Origin of the sequence: Roseibium sp., assembly GCF_965276855.1 — a bacterium.
Taxonomy (GTDB): Bacteria; Pseudomonadota; Alphaproteobacteria; order Rhizobiales; family Stappiaceae; genus Roseibium.
Genome location: NZ_OZ255700.1, coordinates 3,392,614 through 3,408,681 on the forward strand (window position 1 = coordinate 3,392,614; position 16,068 = coordinate 3,408,681).

17 protein-coding genes are annotated in these 16,068 nt (G+C 55.6%); 12 read left to right on the plus strand and 5 right to left on the minus strand.

Annotated elements, in window-relative coordinates; translation table 11 throughout:
• Positions 1-134 precede the first annotated feature (134 nt).
• Entirely contained in the window at positions 135-1,043 is a 909-nt protein-coding gene (locus ACQY4Z_RS15650) for a sugar kinase (protein ID WP_428522731.1), read from the plus strand.
• 54 nt (positions 1,044-1,097) lie between these two features.
• Here ACQY4Z_RS15650 and ACQY4Z_RS15655 read toward each other — a convergent pair whose 3' ends face one another.
• The 3 genes from ACQY4Z_RS15655 to ACQY4Z_RS15665 all read right to left on the minus strand — a co-directional run bounded on the left by ACQY4Z_RS15655 (position 1,098) and on the right by ACQY4Z_RS15665 (position 2,797).
• Positions 1,098-2,048, minus strand: coding sequence for an SH3 domain-containing protein (locus ACQY4Z_RS15655; RefSeq protein WP_428522733.1), 951 nt, complete (start codon positions 2,046-2,048; stop codon positions 1,098-1,100).
• A gap of 218 nt (positions 2,049-2,266) precedes the next feature.
• Complete coding sequence (locus ACQY4Z_RS15660; RefSeq protein WP_428522735.1) at positions 2,267-2,410, minus strand: hypothetical protein; 144 nt, start codon at positions 2,408-2,410, stop codon at positions 2,267-2,269.
• A gap of 15 nt (positions 2,411-2,425) precedes the next feature.
• Positions 2,426-2,797 carry a winged helix-turn-helix transcriptional regulator gene (locus ACQY4Z_RS15665; protein ID WP_428522737.1) on the minus strand — a complete coding sequence of 124 codons (372 nt, stop codon included), beginning with the start codon at positions 2,795-2,797 and terminating at the stop codon, positions 2,426-2,428.
• A 136-nt stretch (positions 2,798-2,933) separates the two neighbouring features.
• Between ACQY4Z_RS15665 and ACQY4Z_RS15670 the strand changes: the two genes are divergently transcribed.
• The 5 genes from ACQY4Z_RS15670 (at position 2,934) to ACQY4Z_RS15690 (ending at position 7,584) form a co-directional block, all read left to right on the plus strand.
• Positions 2,934-3,545 carry an NAD(P)H-dependent oxidoreductase gene (locus tag ACQY4Z_RS15670; protein ID WP_428522739.1) on the plus strand — a complete coding sequence of 204 codons (612 nt, stop codon included), beginning with the start codon at positions 2,934-2,936 and terminating at the stop codon, positions 3,543-3,545.
• A complete protein-coding gene (locus ACQY4Z_RS15675) occupies positions 3,532-4,251 on the plus strand; it encodes a glutathione S-transferase family protein (protein WP_428522741.1) in 720 nt (239 codons plus the stop codon). Before ACQY4Z_RS15670 ends, ACQY4Z_RS15675 begins: the two co-directional genes overlap by 14 nt.
• A gap of 97 nt (positions 4,252-4,348) precedes the next feature.
• The gene (locus ACQY4Z_RS15680; protein ID WP_428522743.1) at positions 4,349-4,966 is read left to right on the plus strand and encodes an NAD(P)H-dependent oxidoreductase; all 618 of its coding nucleotides are present in this window, start codon (positions 4,349-4,351) and stop codon (positions 4,964-4,966) included.
• Complete coding sequence (locus ACQY4Z_RS15685) at positions 4,966-6,876, plus strand: monovalent cation:proton antiporter-2 (CPA2) family protein (RefSeq protein ID WP_428522745.1); 1,911 nt, start codon at positions 4,966-4,968, stop codon at positions 6,874-6,876. The genes ACQY4Z_RS15680 and ACQY4Z_RS15685 overlap by 1 nt, the downstream gene beginning before the upstream one ends.
• A gap of 36 nt (positions 6,877-6,912) precedes the next feature.
• A complete protein-coding gene (locus ACQY4Z_RS15690) occupies positions 6,913-7,584 on the plus strand; it encodes a DsbA family oxidoreductase (protein ID WP_428522747.1) in 672 nt (223 codons plus the stop codon).
• 136 nt (positions 7,585-7,720) lie between these two features.
• Here the strand turns inward: ACQY4Z_RS15690 and ACQY4Z_RS15695 are convergent, their stop codons facing one another.
• Together ACQY4Z_RS15695 and ACQY4Z_RS15700 are read right to left on the minus strand one after the other, a co-directional pair.
• Complete coding sequence (locus tag ACQY4Z_RS15695) at positions 7,721-8,488, minus strand: substrate-binding periplasmic protein (RefSeq protein WP_428522749.1); 768 nt, start codon at positions 8,486-8,488, stop codon at positions 7,721-7,723.
• 135 nt (positions 8,489-8,623) lie between these two features.
• Positions 8,624-10,021, minus strand: a complete 1,398-nt coding sequence (locus ACQY4Z_RS15700; RefSeq protein ID WP_428522751.1) for an adenylate/guanylate cyclase domain-containing protein — start codon at positions 10,019-10,021, stop codon at positions 8,624-8,626.
• 277 nt (positions 10,022-10,298) lie between these two features.
• Here ACQY4Z_RS15700 and ACQY4Z_RS15705 point away from each other — a divergent pair, with 277 nt between their 5' ends.
• The 6 genes from ACQY4Z_RS15705 to ACQY4Z_RS15730 all read left to right on the plus strand — a co-directional run bounded on the left by ACQY4Z_RS15705 (position 10,299) and on the right by ACQY4Z_RS15730 (position 16,019).
• Positions 10,299-11,498 carry a substrate-binding domain-containing protein gene (locus ACQY4Z_RS15705; RefSeq protein WP_428522753.1) on the plus strand — a complete coding sequence of 400 codons (1,200 nt, stop codon included), beginning with the start codon at positions 10,299-10,301 and terminating at the stop codon, positions 11,496-11,498.
• A 137-nt stretch (positions 11,499-11,635) separates the two neighbouring features.
• A complete protein-coding gene (locus tag ACQY4Z_RS15710; RefSeq protein ID WP_428522755.1) occupies positions 11,636-12,406 on the plus strand; it encodes an ABC transporter ATP-binding protein in 771 nt (256 codons plus the stop codon).
• Positions 12,406-13,131, plus strand: a complete 726-nt coding sequence (locus ACQY4Z_RS15715; protein WP_428529576.1) for an ABC transporter ATP-binding protein — start codon at positions 12,406-12,408, stop codon at positions 13,129-13,131. Before ACQY4Z_RS15710 ends, ACQY4Z_RS15715 begins: the two co-directional genes overlap by 1 nt.
• Positions 13,128-14,156 (plus strand): branched-chain amino acid ABC transporter permease, encoded by a 1,029-nt coding sequence (locus ACQY4Z_RS15720; RefSeq protein WP_428522757.1) that lies wholly within the window; start codon positions 13,128-13,130, stop codon positions 14,154-14,156. Before ACQY4Z_RS15715 ends, ACQY4Z_RS15720 begins: the two co-directional genes overlap by 4 nt.
• Before the next feature lie 10 nt (positions 14,157-14,166).
• Positions 14,167-15,228, plus strand: a complete 1,062-nt coding sequence (locus ACQY4Z_RS15725; RefSeq protein ID WP_428522759.1) for a branched-chain amino acid ABC transporter permease — start codon at positions 14,167-14,169, stop codon at positions 15,226-15,228.
• Positions 15,225-16,019 (plus strand): alpha/beta fold hydrolase, encoded by a 795-nt coding sequence (locus ACQY4Z_RS15730; RefSeq protein ID WP_428522761.1) that lies wholly within the window; start codon positions 15,225-15,227, stop codon positions 16,017-16,019. The genes ACQY4Z_RS15725 and ACQY4Z_RS15730 overlap by 4 nt, the downstream gene beginning before the upstream one ends.
• The last annotated feature ends 49 nt before the right edge of the window (positions 16,020-16,068 follow it).

The following is a 16,068-nucleotide window of genomic DNA, read 5'->3' on the forward strand; positions in this document are numbered from 1 at the left end:
CTTTGCGATCGGGCGTAGACAACCGTGTCTGTCAAGTTGACCCCTTCCGCAGTTGACCTGTTTCGTGCTAATGGATTTAAGCCGCAGATTTCTGCGGCTTTTTCGTGCTCTTTTGCTGCCCCGGAGGAAGGTTCGTGCCATCAAATTTTCTGGCAATTGGTGAGTGCATGGTGGAAATGGCGCCGACCGGCGGGGGCACTTTCGCAAAGGGCTTTGCTGGAGACACGCTGAACACTGCCTGGTATGTGCGCAAGTCCTTAAGCCAAGATTGGACCGTTTCCTATCTCACCGCAGTTGGCAACGATCAGATCTCAGAAGAGATGGTTGCGTTTCTTGATGGGGCGGGGCTCGCAACCGATCATATTCAGCGCCTGAAGGACCGCACCATAGGTCTCTACCTGATTCAGCTGAAGGACGGCGAACGGAGTTTTGCCTACTGGCGGTCACAGTCGGCCGCCCGATGCCTTGCAGATAACGCAGCTGCCTTGTCAGCAGCGATGGCTACGGCAGGGCTAATTTATTTCAGCGGCATTACGCTCGCGATCCTTTCACCGGAAGGTCGCCAGACATTTCTGTCGTCACTTGCAGCCGCACGGCGGACAGGGGCCAAGGCCGCCTTTGATCCCAATCTTCGGCCGCGCCTTTGGGAAGATGCGCAAACCATGCGGGATTGCGTTACCGAGGCGGCGGGCCTGTGTGATTTCCTGATGCCGTCCTTTGAGGACGAAGAAGCGTACTTTGGCGATGCCACGCCGTCCGTGAGCGCGGATCGTTATCTCAAGGCCGGTGCCAAAATGATCGTCGTCAAAAATGGGCCGCAAGAGGTGATTGTGGCAACCGAAAACGACCGCAAGTCGTTCCGTCCGGAACCCGTCCGCAAGGTGGTCGACACGACGGCCGCCGGCGACAGTTTCAATGCGGCTTTCCTTGCTGAATATCTCGTTTCTGGTGATGTGGACGCGAGCGTCGCCGCAGGCGCACGTCTCGCCGGAGCCGTTATCCAGCACCGGGGTGCCTTGGTAGACTGTCTGGAGCCGGCGTGATTCTGGTGTGATCCATTTATGGTAGAGGCACCATTTGATGCCGCTTTTCCGCAATCACTGTTTTGAGGTGATTTTCGCCATTTCTGCCATCGGGCCATTGCCGATACCGAACAGAATGCGATTGTTTCTCAAATCCAGCTTGACCGAGACGTTTCTGCTGCGGTCGAGCAAAAAGACAGAGTGCTGGTCGCGATTGGTTTCCTGGTATCCATACTGAACGGCTCCATTCGGTCCGGTTTGATGCCAGCGGCCATTGGTCTTCATGATAAATCTGCCGCCAGGATAACCCGCACGGGACAGTGTAAACCCGTTCGTTCCGGTTGGAGGGCCGCCGACTTCCGGATTTCGGATGATGTTCGGGTTGGCGGCCATGTTGACGATGTCGTAGATCGGCGTGTTGGGGGCGCTGGCGAGGCCAATCAATATCTTTCTGCGGTGTAGGTCCAGCTGGATCGACACATTGCGGGAGGCATCATGGAGATAGACGGACCACTGGTCGCGTGATTTTTCGATAAATGAGTAGCGGACCTGGCCGCGTGGTCCGGTTTCATTCCACTCGCGATAGCCGACCTGTTTGAAAACACCGCCCGGATAACTCACGCTGGCGACATTTTTACCCGTCACATTCGGATCTCCGACAATTGTCAAACCATTGCCGGGACCTGTGGCCGGATCGGGTTGACCGAGGTTAGTGCAGGTTTTGTAGATCGTCGGATAAGGGATCTGCGAGCACATCAGTCCGCCCCATTGAAAGCCGGTGCGGCCATTCCGGTCGCGGATTTGAAACCACTCATAACCATTCATCATCACACCGGTGCTGCCTAGAATACGAATTCTGTCGCCGTCGCGCAGGCTGCCGATCTGACCGTATTGCAGTCCAGGACCAGCGCGGACTTTGCCACCGTAAGACATGCCCTGTTGGGGAAATACATTTTGAGCCGAAGCTGTCGTCGCTGGGACGTAGAGAACCACACTCATCAAAATCATAAAGAACAGGCGGCGCATAAGGGCTCCTTTCAAAAATACTGCTACAAGCAAACTGTTCGTCATCTTCAAAAAGTAGTCTTAAAAATTGCTACGCTATTTACGATGAACCGAAAATGAACGTTACAGTTAGTTTTATTAATTGCCCGGAGAGTGGTTTCTTGAGACCGCTTTTCTGAAAGACTGGACCGAGACACGAAAAAGAGCGCCGGTGGTGCTCGAATAATTTCATGGTTGTCTTATCGATCAATCGGCGTCCCGCCGGGCGATCCAGTCGTGTTCCGGATGGTTGTCTGCATCGTTCCGGTGTGTCGGAAAGGACGACCAGCTGCCATCAAGCTGTCGGCCATATCGTCGATACCGTAGAAGGACAAAGCGGTCATTTCCCCAGTCCGGGTTCAGCTATAGACCAGTTGGTCCTGGGGCAGGTTTTCGGACCAAATCCGGAGTTCATCCAGAAACTTCAGAGCGGTCGCGCCAAACTCGGTGATTTCGTATTCGACGGAAACGGGAGCGGTTTGAAGAACCGTCCGGGTGACAAGACCGCGCTCTTCCAGTTGTTTGAGACGTTCCGCAATCATTTTCTTGCTGGCACCTCCCAGCATCCGCGATAGGTCGTTAAAGCGGACGGGGCCGTCCTTCAGGTGCCACAGAAGCGAGCCTGTCCACTTGCCGCCGAGAATGCGCATACCGCGCTCAATGGGACAGGGTTCCGTGCAGGCTTCCAGCACGACCCGGCGTTTGCCAACAGTCTCCAGCCGACCGGCCATCTCATGATCCTCTTTTATAAATTAGGTTACAAAAAGTATACTGGTTGATCTTTGTAACTTAATTGCTCATCTCAGGACTGAAATCAAGTAGCACCGTCGTGGTCCGGCGGTATGTCAGCTCAAAGGGTGTTTGCACATGGCGCGAATTTTGATCATCAACGGGCATCAGCCTTATCCATTTGCCGAGGGGAGGCTAAACGCTGCGCTGGTCGAGCGTGCCAAGGCGTTTTTTGAAGATCGTGGCGACGAAGTCCGTGTCGTTGAGACTGCCAAGGACTATGACCCAGAAGTCGAGGTGGGAAATCACCAGTGGGCCGACACGATTGTCATGCAGTTTCCGGTCAACTGGATGGGTGTGCCTTGGTCTTTCAAGAAGTATCAGGATGATGTCTACACGGCCGGAATGGATGGGCGTCTTTGTGCTGGCGATGGACGCACAGCAGAAGCACCGAAAGAAAACTATGGTGCTGGCGGCAGTCTCATCGGCAAAACCTACATGTTGTCCCTGACATTCAATGCGCCGCGCGAGGCTTTCGATGACGCGCAGGAATTCCTCTTTCAGGGCCGATCCGTCGATGATTTGATGATGCCGATGCATATGAACGCACGGTTCTTTGGCCTTGAGAAACTGCCGACGTTTGCTGCCTACGATGTCATGAAAAACCCGGATATCGAAAACGATTTTGTCCGCTTCGATGCGCATCTGACCGAAATTTTCAAAGAGGACACGTCCCATGCCGCAGCCTGATATTCATCTTTACACCGCAGCGACCATGAACGGCTACAAGCCGGTGATCTTTCTCGAGGAAGCCGGTGTTCCCTACGATCTGACCTTTATTGATTTTTCCAAAAAGGAGCAGAAGGCCCCGGATTATGTGAAGCTTAATCCGAACGGGCGGATCCCGACCATTGTCGACCGCAGCAATGGCGACTTCGCCGTTTTCGAAAGCGGTGCGATCCTGTGGTATTTGGCTGAGAAATACGGCGTGTTTCTGCCTGAGGAGGCCAAGGCCCGTTCAGAAACACACCAGTGGCTGATGTTCCAGATGGCCGGGGTTGGGCCCATGATGGGACAGGCCATGTACTTCCAGCGCATCGCCGCGCCGAACGGACACGAAGAACCGTTTTCCATCAAACGCTATGTCGATGAAACGCGTCGTCTTCTGGAGGTTTTGAACACACGGCTTGAGGGCCGTGCGTGGCTCGCCGGGGACGCGTATTCGATTGCCGATATCGCCACTTACCCCTGGGCGCGGGCATACCCTTGGGCAAAGGTTTCGATAGATGGACTGGACCATCTAAAGGCCTGGTTCGACCGGATCGATGCCCGTCCAGCGGTTCAAAAAGCCCTGACGATTCCGAAGGCTCAGCCGGCTTTCTGGGGCGATGCGGATGAAAGCGCATTTCTAAAAGAAAATGCGGCGCGTTTTGCAGCTGACGTAAAGAAAGCGTAGCATTTCAAAAATTGGTTCAGCCGCAGCAGCTTGAACTCACCGTGTTGGCGGGCGGTCCTGAACGGCTGGCCGCCTTCCTCGCTTACCGGAGTGTCCTTTGGCAAAAGTTCTTGTTCTTTACGCCCATCCCCGACCTGACCGGTCGGAGATCAACCAGCCCCTGTTTGAAACCGCAAAGGGCGTCCAGGGGGTGACAGCGGTTGATCTTTATGCCGAATACCCGGACTTCGATATTCGCGTTGATGTGGAGCAAGAGCGGCTGCGGAGCCATGACATCATCATCTTTCAACACCCGTTCTATTGGTATTCGGCGCCGTCAATCATGAAGGAATGGCAGGATCTGGTGCTTGAGCACGGCTTCGCCTATGGCCTCCATGGTAAAGCGCTCGTCGGAAAAAGCTTCATGAATGTGACGACAGCCGGTGCCAAACCGGAAGCCTATTCAGCCGATGGTCTGAACCATTCCGATATCCGCAGTTTGCTGGCTCCGTTCGAGAAGACAGCGGACCTATGCGGCATGCGTTTTCTGGCACCGTTTATCATGTTCGGTGCCGGAAGAGCCTTGGAAGAAAACCGGTTGAATGTGCACCGCAATGCCTATGATGATCTTTTGAAGGCGATGGTCGCGGACCGGTTCGATCTCGAAAAGGCTGCCAAGGCAAAACAGATCTCGGATGTTCTCGACGACTTCATTCTCAAAGGGGAGGCGGTCTGATGGATCTTCTCAGTGACGCCTTTGTCTATCTCTGTGCAGCTGTCATTGCAGTGCCAATCGCGAACCGTCTGGGGCTTGGATCCGTTCTCGGTTATCTCATTGCAGGCGTGGTGATTGGTCCGGTTCTTGGGATCGTTGGGTCTGAGACGACCGAAGTGCAGCATTTCGCCGAGTTCGGCGTGGTTATGATGCTGTTTCTGGTTGGCCTTGAGCTGCAGCCTGCCATGCTTTGGAAAATGCGCAAGCAGCTTATCGGGCTGGGCGGGCTTCAGGTTCTTGGAACCACAGCCGTCTTTGCAGGTGCGGGGTTGGCATTCGGCCTTGTCTGGCAAAGCGCGGTCGCGCTGGGCATGATCCTCGCGCTGTCTTCAACTGCAATCGTCTTGCAAACCCTCAATGAAAAAGGCTGGCTGAAGACGGAAGGCGGGCAGAGTTCTTTCTCGGTTCTCCTGACCCAGGACATCGCCGTTATTCCCATGCTAGCCATCCTGCCGCTTCTAGCGGTTGGCCATGGCGGTGGCAGCCAGGGGGATTCCCACGGCGCAGGGCATGGCGGCGGACATGGTGATGGGGCTGCGCATGGCGGCGAGGCGTTGGCAAGCCTGCCCGACTGGTTGCAGGCAGTGGTCATCCTCGCCGTTATTGCGGCCATCATTGTGGCTGGACGTCATTTGATGCGGCCCGTTTTCCGGTTTATCGCCGAATCGCACCTGCGGGAGATTTTTACAGCGACCGCACTGCTGTTGGTGACTGGCATCGCCCTTTTGATGGACTTCGTTGGCCTGTCGCCGGCCCTCGGGACGTTTCTTGCCGGCGTGGTTCTGTCCGATAGCGACTACCGGCACGAGCTTGAAAGTGACATTGAACCGTTCAAGGGCCTGCTTCTGGGGTTGTTTTTCCTGACAGTTGGGGCCGGGATAGACTTCAACCTCTTGTTCGGCGCGCCTGTTACCATTTTTGGTCTGGCAATTGGCTTGATCGTTACCAAGTTCGTCCTTCTCTTCGGGTTGGGGACAATTTTCAAACTGAAAGGCGCTGACAAATGGCTCTTCGCTTTAGGGCTTGCCCAAGCGGGGGAGTTCGCATTTGTCCTGTTCGGGTTTGCTTTGAGCGCGGGTGTTCTGGAGCCAGCCCTGCTTCAGACACTGACGCTGGTCGTTGCGATTTCCATGTTGCTGACACCGGCCCTATTCATTCTCTATGAAAAGGTCATTGCCCCCAGAGCCGTAACCCAATCGAACAGACCGGCTGACGAAATCGATCGAAAAGGGCGCATTGTTATTGCGGGGATGGGTCGGTTCGGCCAGATCGTCGGGCGGCTCCTGATTACAAGCGGTTATGATGTCGTGATCCTTGATCACGATCCGCAAACGGTTGAAAATCTTGGGAAAGTCGGCCTGAAGACCTTTTATGGTGATGCAACGCGGCCGGATTTGCTGCACGGAGCTGGTTTGCAAGATGCAGACCTCTTCATTGCGGCATTGGATGACCGGGAAAAGCAGACAATGGTTGTTGAGCATGTTGCGAAGACATACCCGAAAGTGCGGATCCTTGCGCGAGCACGGGACCGCCACCATGTCTACGAACTCGAACAAGCGGGGGCCCATCATGCCGAACGTGAAGTCTTTGAAGGCGCGATGACAATGGGGCGCCGCGCCCTAATCGATCTTGGCATGCACCCGTTTCGGGCGCGCAGCAAAGCGAAGGACTTTTGGCATCACGATCGTGCGATGCTGGACGACCTTCGGGAAAACTATAACGACGGCGGCGTCGACAAGTCTTATATTGATGCGATGCGCGCGCACTCGCAAACTCTGTTTGAAATCATGCGGACTGATCACGGTGATGAAAAACATGAGCGCACGGAGCGGGGTTGGAACCCGCCGCCAAAGGGCGATGCCACACTTTGAATACCCGCTGTGCACGGGGCAGAAAGGACCAAGCCAATGACCGACATGACAGATCTCGACATGGAAGAACTGCTCCAGATCGACATCGTGTCCGATGTTGTATGCCCTTGGTGCATCGTCGGTTTCAAGCAACTGGAACAAGCGATCGAAAAAACCGGGGTTTCTGTTGCCATCAAGTGGCACCCGTTTGAACTCAACCCGGATATGGCGGGGGATGGTGAAAACCTGCGTGAGCACATCATGCGGAAATACGGCTCGACCGCTGAGCAGTCACAGGCTGCACGCGACAGATTGACAGAGCTCGGCAAGGAGCTCGGATTTGAATTCCAGTTTTCCGATGAGAGCCGAATGGTCAATACGTTCAAGGCGCATCAGCTCATTCATTGGGCCGGCCCGCAGGGACAGGAACACCCTTTGAAAATGGCACTTTTTGAAGCTTACTTCCGGGACGGGAAAGATCTGAACGACAATGCTGTTCTGGTAAAGATTGCCGGCAGTGTTGGGCTGGATGAAACTGAGGCGCAGAAGGTCCTGGAAGATGGGCGGTACGCCGGTCCGGTGAAACAAGAAGAGAAGTTTTGGATACAAAATGGGATTCAAGGTGTTCCGGCCGTTGTGTTCGACCGGCGGCACCTAATCACCGGCGCCCAAGGCGTTGACAACTATGCAGCTATTTTGAAGCAGCTGGTCGAGGGCGAAGCCGCTTGAACTGCTTTCAACGAACGAACAGGTCGTTTGCGTCTCTTTCGCGCTGATGAAGTCGAGCCCCTACCAGCGCAAAAGCGATGGATCTCAAGAATAGAAACAATGAGCTCGGCAGTTAGAGCGGCGGGAATCGTTGAGCCTAATTCAGCTCACCCTTTTCCGGACCAATCAGGTTATCGAATGCCCCCGTGGCAACAACGGTCTTATAGGCTGCGTCAAACCTGTCAACGATATCGTCCGGTGTATTCAGATTGAAGGCAAAGCTGACATGCGAGCTGTCGGCCAGGAATGTCCTTTCGTAATTTCCCAAGTCGGCTCCCGCATTTTTCGCTTCGACTTCGAATGCAGTCCAGCCCGTGACAACGAAATCAATCCTGTCAGCTTCCAGCATTTTCATATTTATGTCTGCGCGACTGTTGAATGTCAGATTTTGTTCTGGAATCGCATGACGTCTTGCAAACATTGCACTGGCGTCGCCAATGATGACTCCAACCCTGTGTCCATGAAGGTCACTTGATTTCTGGATGTCGTAGCGGCGGTCTTTCTTGCCAATGAAATAGGTGTCGTTTTTAAGAATCGGACCAACCCATTTGAAAAGGTTTTCGCGTTCTGGTGTTCGGGTTGTTGAAAACAAAACGGTATTTGGTTCGCGTTGGACCTTCAGATACGCCCGTGCCCACGGCAGCACCTGGACATCTTCAGGCCCTAATTCTGATCCGGCTTCTTTCAATATCGCAGTAAGCAGCCTAACGGTCTTGCCCTTGAGCTCTCCGTTTTCAGTGTACTGAAATGGGGACCATTCTTCGGTGAGAATTTGAAGGTTTGGAAAAGGCTCCTCCGCCTTTGCATCCGAATTTGTCAGTGTCAGCGCAACAAGACAGATACCCAACGCCAGGGGAGTGAACATCAGCCCCGGCGCAAGAGTGAATATGATTTTTCTTAGGCGCCTTTGAAAAACCACCGCAAACTCCCTATCGATTTCTACAGGTACATAGAATTGTTTAAGTGGGAATGAAGCCTGTTGTTTTGGCGGATCCTTCGTTCACAGTGTGCAGACGTTTATCGAGGTCTTGCGTCCGCGCAGTTTTACGGACTGTTGTTCAGAGAAGTCTGCGAGATTGGGCTGCGGGGTATCCTCAGAATATCCTGCTTTCTTAATCAGGTCTTCGCTCACCACGCATCTGCATCCAAGGTCGCGAGTGGCTGCCTCAAGCCGGCTTGCAACATTCACTGTGTCACCAACGACGGCAAACTCCAGCCGGCGTGACGGTCCGATATCCCCTAAGATCACCGGGCCAAAATGAACTCCAACCGAAATCTGGATCGGGTCCAGGCCAAGGTCCGCCTGTCCTTTGTTGAAGGCTTCGTTTTCTTCGAGAAGCTGGGTTGCTGCCTTGAGCGCATTTGCAGCGTCTCCGGGCTTTGTTTCAGGCGTGCCAAAGGTCGCCATCACCCCGTCGCCAAGATACTTGTCGAGTGTGCCTCCATTCTGGAATATTACCCGCTCAACCATGGCATGGTACTGCCTGAGCAAGGTCATCACCTGTTCAGGTTTGTGCCGTTCGGCGAATTCGGTAAAGCCAACGATATCCGTGAAAAGAACAGCGACGTCCTGTGTTCGGACAGCGCCGATATCGCGGTCTGAAGAGGCTAGAACATCCACCAGACTCGAAGGAAAATAACGAGACAGATTGGCCCGTTCTGCTGCTATGTCCGCCTGGCGCATGAGAAGCTGGTTTGACCGCCATCCTTTCAATGCCAATATCGCCGCGACCATAAAGAAGACGACGATTTCCTGGATCCTGACACCGGGCTGCACGCTGTTTGGATCCAGTTCACCCGCCACTATCGGATTGGATGCAAAAGCTTGAGCAGCCAAGGCGCCGAGCTCTGGAACCTCGTGGCCGAACAATGAGACACGGATCATGCCGAGCATCCAGAGAATGGCAACCCAAGTCCCGATTGCCCAAACCGTGCGCCATGAATAGGCAAGCGTGCCAACGGCCAGAATGATGAAGAAATAGATGAAATTGTCGAAGCGGTAGGTGATTGCGGTCGGTATGTCCTCGCTTACGAAAGGATTGGCTGTCGTAAAGAGTGCGGTGAGCAGAAAAAGGTCCAGGAAAATCAGCAGGAGTTCCGCTCTGGAGTATCCGACGCTCGCCAGGCGGAGTTGCAACCATCCAAGTGCAATGAAAACCAAGACCCAAGCCTGGTAATAAAGGGCACTGAGCGTGGGGTTCAAAAAAGGGATCAGGAGAATGACCAGACCAAGCGCGACCGTTCGGGCAATGACGGCAAGGCGGTGGCCCTCCATTTTCTCCTTTTCAAGCGCCTGAGACAAAAACAGGTTGGACTGTGCTTGTTTGCGTTCTTCGTCCCGCAGTTCGCGAAGCCTTGCGAAGATACGGAATGGGTTTGTAAGTTTGAGAGCCGACATTTTTGCTCCGTCGCATTGCGGTAACCAGGACAATTATCAAACATTTTTGTTTAAATAAAAAACGCGCGAATGCGTCTTTCTCATCTGCCTACCTGCCGATACGGAAAGAGGTCCAAGAGACCCTGCAAGAGGCTTTGTTCTCGGGATTGGTTCTTGACATGAATACTGATTCAGGTTTCATATATTGCAGCCGCAGGACGGACCTTCACAAACTGGCTGTGAGACTAGCGCCGGCCCCGTTTGGTGTCCGATACTGCGCAAACGGGAGGAAATTTTTATGACGATCCGTGTTTCACGCTGGGCCGCTCCGCTTGCGGCCGGGCTCGGACTACTGGCGGCCAGCACCTTTGGTGCGGCGGCCGAGGACATCAAAATCGCCCATGTTTACGGCAAGACCGGGGCTCTTGAGGCCTATGCGAAGCAGTCGCATACAGGGCTTATGATGGGTCTTGAGTACGCCACTGACGGGACTATGGAAATCGATGGCCGCAAGATCGTGGTGATCGAAAAAGACACCCAGCTGAAGCCGGATATTGCCAAGGGGGCACTGGCGGAAGCTTATGGCGATGATGAGGTGGATATCGCTGTTGGCCCGGTGTCCTCCGGTGTAGCGCTTGCCATGCTGCCGGTTGCTGAAGAGTACGAGAAGATCCTGATCGTGGAACCGGCCGTTGCCGATTCCATTACTGGTGCGAACTGGAACCGCTATATCTTCCGGACTTCCCGGAATTCGTCCCAGGATGCAATTGCCAATGCGGTTGCTCTTGGTCAGGAAGGCGTCTCCATCGCAACCCTTGCACAAGACTATGCCTTCGGCCGTGATGGCGTTGCAGCGTTCAAGGAGGCCCTTGAGGGCAGCGGCGCTAATCTGGTCTTTGAAGAATATGCTCCGACCGATACCAAGGACTTTACCGCCAATGCACAGCGGATCTTTGATGCCTTGAAAGACGAGCCGGGCCGTAAATTCCTATTCGTCATCTGGGCCGGGGGCGGCAACCCGATCTCCAAGATCAAGGCGATGGAGCCGGAGCGCTTCGGGGTTGAGATCGCAACGGGTGGCAACATCCTGGCGGCCATGAAAGCCTATAAGGAACTTCCGGGCATGGAAGGTGCGACCTATTACTACCATGAGATCCCGCAAAACCCGGTGAATGACTGGCTGGTGGCCGAGCACCAGAAGCGTTTCAACTCGCCGCCGGATTTCTTCACCGCCGGCGGCATGACAGCTGGCCTTGCAATCGTCGAAGCAATCAAGAAGGCCGGATCTACCGACACCGAAGAGCTGATTGCGGCAATGGAAGGCATGGAATTCGAAACGCCGAAGGGCAAGATGATGTTTCGCCCGGAAGACCATCAGGCGCTGCAGTCCATGTACCACTTCAAGATCAAGGTGGATCCGGACGTCGAATGGGGCATTCCGGAGCTGGTCCGCGAGCTGACGATCGAGGACATGAACATTCCGATCCGCAACCAGTGATCTTATCGGATCAAGGCGGGTTGCAGCCTGCCTTGATCCCTGTTTCCTTTCTTTCCCCGCTAGAGTTTTAATGGCTGAAACCCAAGCGTTTCAGTTGATCTGATCCTTTTGTCCTTGAGCTCGGAAGTCCTCGAACCGTGACCAAAGAACATCCCATTCTCGAAACGAAAGACCTAACCATTCGCTTCGGCGGGCACGTTGCTGTCGATCGTGTGTCTTGTGCCTTTGACCGTGGCACTTTAACCGCCATCGTCGGGCCGAATGGAGCGGGCAAGACCACCTATTTCAATCTGATGTCCGGGCAGCTCAATGCGACCAGCGGTACGGTGCTTCTGAATGGTGAGAACATCACACGGATGTCGGTTCCCGAGCGGACGGACAAGGGCATCGGTCGGGCGTTTCAGCTGACCAACTTGTTTCCAACGCTGACCGTTCGCGAAAATGTACGTCTGGTGGCGCAGGCCAAGGCGCGCCAGGGCTTCGATCTGTTTTCCATTGCCGAAAGTCATATCGAACTCATCGAGCGCGCAGATCATGTGCTGAACGAGGTCCGGCTGATTGATCAGGCCGATCAGACCGTATCGGCTCTGCCGCATGGTGATCAGCGGAAGCTGGAAGTCGCCATGCTGATCGCCCTTGGGCCGCAGGTTCTAATGTTTGATGAGCCGACAGCGGGGATGAGTGTTGATGAAGTCCCGATCATCCTGGAGTTAATCGGCAAGCTGAAGGCCGATATGGATCGGACCATCCTGCTTGTTGAACACAAGATGGATGTCATTCGCTCCCTCGCCGACCGGATTATCGTCCTGCACAACGGTGCGCTGGTGGCGGATGGCGACCCTGCAGAAGTGATTGCCCTGCCGGTGGTGCAGGAAGCCTATCTTGGCAAGACACCGGAGGCCGCATGATGACAGACACGCTTTTGTCCCTGTCTGATGTGCACACGCATATCGGTCCCTATCATATCCTCCAGGGTGTTGACCTGACTGTCCCCGAAGGCGGTGTCACCGTTCTGCTCGGCCGCAACGGCGCTGGCAAGACCACGACCTTGCGCACCATCATGGGGCTCTGGACGGCCAGTCAGGGTGAGATCCATTTCGACGATCACGACATCACGAAGCTGGACACACCGGCGATCGCGGGCCGGGGCATTGCCTTTGTTCCCGAAGACATGGGGATCTTCACCGATCTGACGGTGGAGGAGAACATGATCCTGGCTGCGGCGAATGGGACAATGGACCCTAAGCGGCTGTCCTGGATCAAGGAGCTGTTTCCCCCGATCGGCAGTTTCTGGAATTCGTCCGCCGGAACGCTCTCGGGCGGGCAGAAGCAGATGCTGTCTGTCGCCCGCGCCATCATTGAGCCGCGCCGCCTGATCCTGATCGATGAGCCGACCAAAGGACTTGCGCCAGCAATCATCAATGCGATGACAGATGCCTTGCGCGAGCTGAAGAACACCGACACCACAATCTTGCTGGTGGAACAGAATTTCTCCATGGCCTCGAGCATCGGTGACACCGTCGCTGTCATGGATGATGGCCGGATCATTCACTCCGGAGACATGGCGGTATTGGCCGCCAATGCGGACATGCAGGAACGATTGATGGGATTGAGCCTGGAGGCGCACCAATGAGCGACACGACGATCAAACCGCGCATCGAGAAGGTTCCAGCCGCTGAGCAGCTGTTGCACAAGCTGCCGGTCCTGCTTGTTCCGATTCTGGCGCTGGCCGGTCTGCTGGCGATCGGCAACCCGTCCACCTGGCTGACCCTGACCGTGGCCGGTCTTGCGATGGGCATGATGATATTCATCATGGCGTCTGGACTGACCGTCGTTTTCGGCCTGATGGACGTGATCAATTTCGGTCACGGGGCGTTTGTCACCGTCGGTGCCTTTGTCGGATTTACTGTCCTTGCATGGCTCGCCGGCTGGACCGCCTCACCCAGCGTGCTCCTCAACCTCAGCGCTCTACTGGTGGCCATTCTTTCCGCGATGCTGATCACCGGCGGTCTCGGCTATGCCTTCGAACGGGTAATTGTGAAACCCGTTTACGGTGAACACCTCAAACAGATCCTTGTCACCATGGGCGGATTGATCGTGGCCCAGCAGATGATCCACGTCGTCTGGGGGCCGGACGAGATGCACCTGTCGCGGCCCGAAGCGCTGCAGGGCTCGATTGTCCTTGGCGATGCGGCCATTGAGAAGTACCGCCTCGTCGCGGTTGCCATCGGCCTCGCGTTGTTTCTCGGCATGCGCCACATCTTGAAGAACACGAAGATTGGCCTGCTTGTCCGCGCCGGTGTTGAAAACGGTGAGATGGTCGAGTCGCTCGGCTACCGGATCCGGCGCTTGTTCCTGATCGTCTTCATGACGGGCTCCGCGCTCGCAGGTCTTGGCGGTGTCATGTGGGGCCTCTACCAGGAGACCATCACCGCGCATATGGGCTCTGAAATCATGGTGCTTGTTTTCATCGTGGTGATCATCGGCGGTCTAGGGTCCGTTGAAGGCTGTTTCATTGGCGCGCTGCTTGTCGGGTTGCTGGCCAACTACACGGCCTTCCTGGCGCCAAAGGTCGCGCTCATTTCAACCATCGCGTTGATGGTGGCGGTGCTCATGTGGCGACCGCAGGGGCTTTATCCCGTCGTCAAGGCGAAGTGAGGAACTGCAGATGCTGATCAAACTTCTTTCAGGCGATACGCCGCGCAGCGGTCTGCTTGCAGTGCTTCTGCTTGTCATCCTGATTTCGCTGGCCTTTGCGCCGTTCCTGTTCCCCGGCACCCGCTCCCTGGAAACGGCGGCAAAGATCTGCATCTTCATCGTTCTGGTGGCAAGTTATGACCTGCTTCTGGGTTATGCCGGCATCGTCTCCTTCGCGCACACCATGTTTTTCGGGATCGGTGCCTACGGCACGGCACTGGCCTTGTCGACGACCGGCCCGACCTACGGGTCCATGATCTGGGGCACGGCTGCTGGGGCCATCGCCGCAGCGGTGTTCGCGCTCGCGATCGGGCTGTTTTCCTTGCGGGTCAAGGCCATCTTCTTCGCCATGGTCACCCTTGCCGTTGCCAGCGCCTTCGCCGTTCTGGTGTCGCAACTTTCGTGGCTCACCGGCGGTGAAGACGGTTTGAACTACAGCATCCCGCGTGAGTTCAAGCCGGCCTTCAAACTTGTCGATGAAAAGATTTTCGACGTGCGCATCAATGGCAAGCTGCTGCTCTATTATCTTGTCTTCTTCGCCTCGCTGATCCTCTTTTTGACCATGCTGCGGATCGTGAATTCACCTTTTGGCCGGACGCTCAAAGCCGTGCGAGACAATGCCTTCCGGGCGGAAGCCATCGGCTATCGTGTCGTCTGGTACCGGACCACCGCAACGGTCCTGTCGGCAGTCATGGCGGCGCTGGCGGGATCGTTGCTCGCAATCTGGTTGCGGTACACAGGCCCGGCGACGACGTTGTCGATGGAAATCATGATCGACATCCTGCTGATGGTTGTGATCGGTGGCATGGGAACGCTCTATGGGGCCGTCATTGGAGCCACGATCTTCATCCTGGCGCAGACCTATTTGCAGAACCTCATGGGTGTCGCTGCAGAGGCCACCAGTGCGCTTCCGCTTGTCTCCACACTCGTCGCGCCAGAACGATGGTTGCTGTGGCTCGGCGTTTTGTTCATTCTGTCCGTCTATTTCTTCCCGTCCGGAATTGTGGGGCGCTTGAGGGCAGGGCGTACGTGACGGCATCAGCACTTTACATTCGCGACGAGGGTGCCGGCCGGCCGATTGTTTTTGTTCATGGCTGGTCCTGCCCCGGCATGTTCTTCGATCGCCAGGTTGCGGACTTGAAAGACCATGCCCGTTGCATAGTTCCGGATCTTCCCGGGCATGGGGCAACGGGGGATCGTTTACCGCGCACGATTGAGGCTGCGGCAGACGCCATCAACGTCTACTTGAATGAACAGGATCTTCAAGACGTTGTCTTGTGCGGCTGGTCCATGGGAGCACTCGTTTCCTATGCGCTTATCGAGCGGCACGGCGCGGCGAGGATCGGCTCGGTCATTGCCATCGACATGTCGCCGAAGGTTCTGAACGATGAAAACTGGCAAAACGGGACGCGGAGCGGTTTGACGGCCGGTCAGAACGCCCTTTTCATCAACACGATCACCGCCGACTGGCAGCGCCTGCCGCGCCGGATCGCACGGCGCATGTTTGCAGCTGACAGCGAACCGTGCCCGGGCTTGCTGGACTATGCCAGCAGGGAAATCGCAAAAGCCAATCCGATCTGGCTCAAGGACATGTGGATGTCTCTGACAGCCCTCGATTTCCGGGACCTGCTCAGGGCCTTTCCCGTCCCGTTTCATCTGGCGGCCGGGGCAAAAAGTCAGCTTTACAGTCCGGATGTCCATAAGTGGCATTGCGAAAACGTCCCGGACTTTCAGCTCACCCTCTTCGACCACTCCGGCCACGCGCCGCATCTGGAAGAACCGGAGAAGTTCAAGGCTTTGGTTCTTGGTGAGGTGACCCGGTAACGCGGCATCAGCGGTCATCTCCGCATGGCACGGGGATGATGCCGGTGGG

Bases quoted from the DNA above. Each gene is read 5' to 3' on its own strand.
- ACQY4Z_RS15725 (WP_428522759.1), top strand. From the start codon at position 14,167: ATGCTGATCAAACTTCTTTCAGGCGATACGCCGCGCAGCGGTCTGCTT.
- ACQY4Z_RS15685 (WP_428522745.1), top strand. From the start codon at position 4,966: ATGGATCTTCTCAGTGACGCCTTTGTCTATCTCTGTGCAGCTGTCATT.
- ACQY4Z_RS15675 (WP_428522741.1), top strand. From the start codon at position 3,532: ATGCCGCAGCCTGATATTCATCTTTACACCGCAGCGACCATGAACGGC.
- ACQY4Z_RS15705 (WP_428522753.1), top strand. From the start codon at position 10,299: ATGACGATCCGTGTTTCACGCTGGGCCGCTCCGCTTGCGGCCGGGCTC.
- ACQY4Z_RS15715 (WP_428529576.1), top strand. From the start codon at position 12,406: ATGACAGACACGCTTTTGTCCCTGTCTGATGTGCACACGCATATCGGT.
- ACQY4Z_RS15660 (WP_428522735.1), bottom strand. From the start codon at position 2,410: ATGACCGCTTTGTCCTTCTACGGTATCGACGATATGGCCGACAGCTTG.
- ACQY4Z_RS15670 (WP_428522739.1), top strand. From the start codon at position 2,934: ATGGCGCGAATTTTGATCATCAACGGGCATCAGCCTTATCCATTTGCC.
- ACQY4Z_RS15690 (WP_428522747.1), top strand. From the start codon at position 6,913: ATGACCGACATGACAGATCTCGACATGGAAGAACTGCTCCAGATCGAC.
- ACQY4Z_RS15720 (WP_428522757.1), top strand. From the start codon at position 13,128: ATGAGCGACACGACGATCAAACCGCGCATCGAGAAGGTTCCAGCCGCT.
- ACQY4Z_RS15665 (WP_428522737.1), bottom strand. From the start codon at position 2,797: ATGGCCGGTCGGCTGGAGACTGTTGGCAAACGCCGGGTCGTGCTGGAA.
- ACQY4Z_RS15700 (WP_428522751.1), bottom strand. From the start codon at position 10,021: ATGTCGGCTCTCAAACTTACAAACCCATTCCGTATCTTCGCAAGGCTT.
- ACQY4Z_RS15655 (WP_428522733.1), bottom strand. From the start codon at position 2,048: ATGCGCCGCCTGTTCTTTATGATTTTGATGAGTGTGGTTCTCTACGTC.
- ACQY4Z_RS15695 (WP_428522749.1), bottom strand. From the start codon at position 8,488: ATGTTCACTCCCCTGGCGTTGGGTATCTGTCTTGTTGCGCTGACACTG.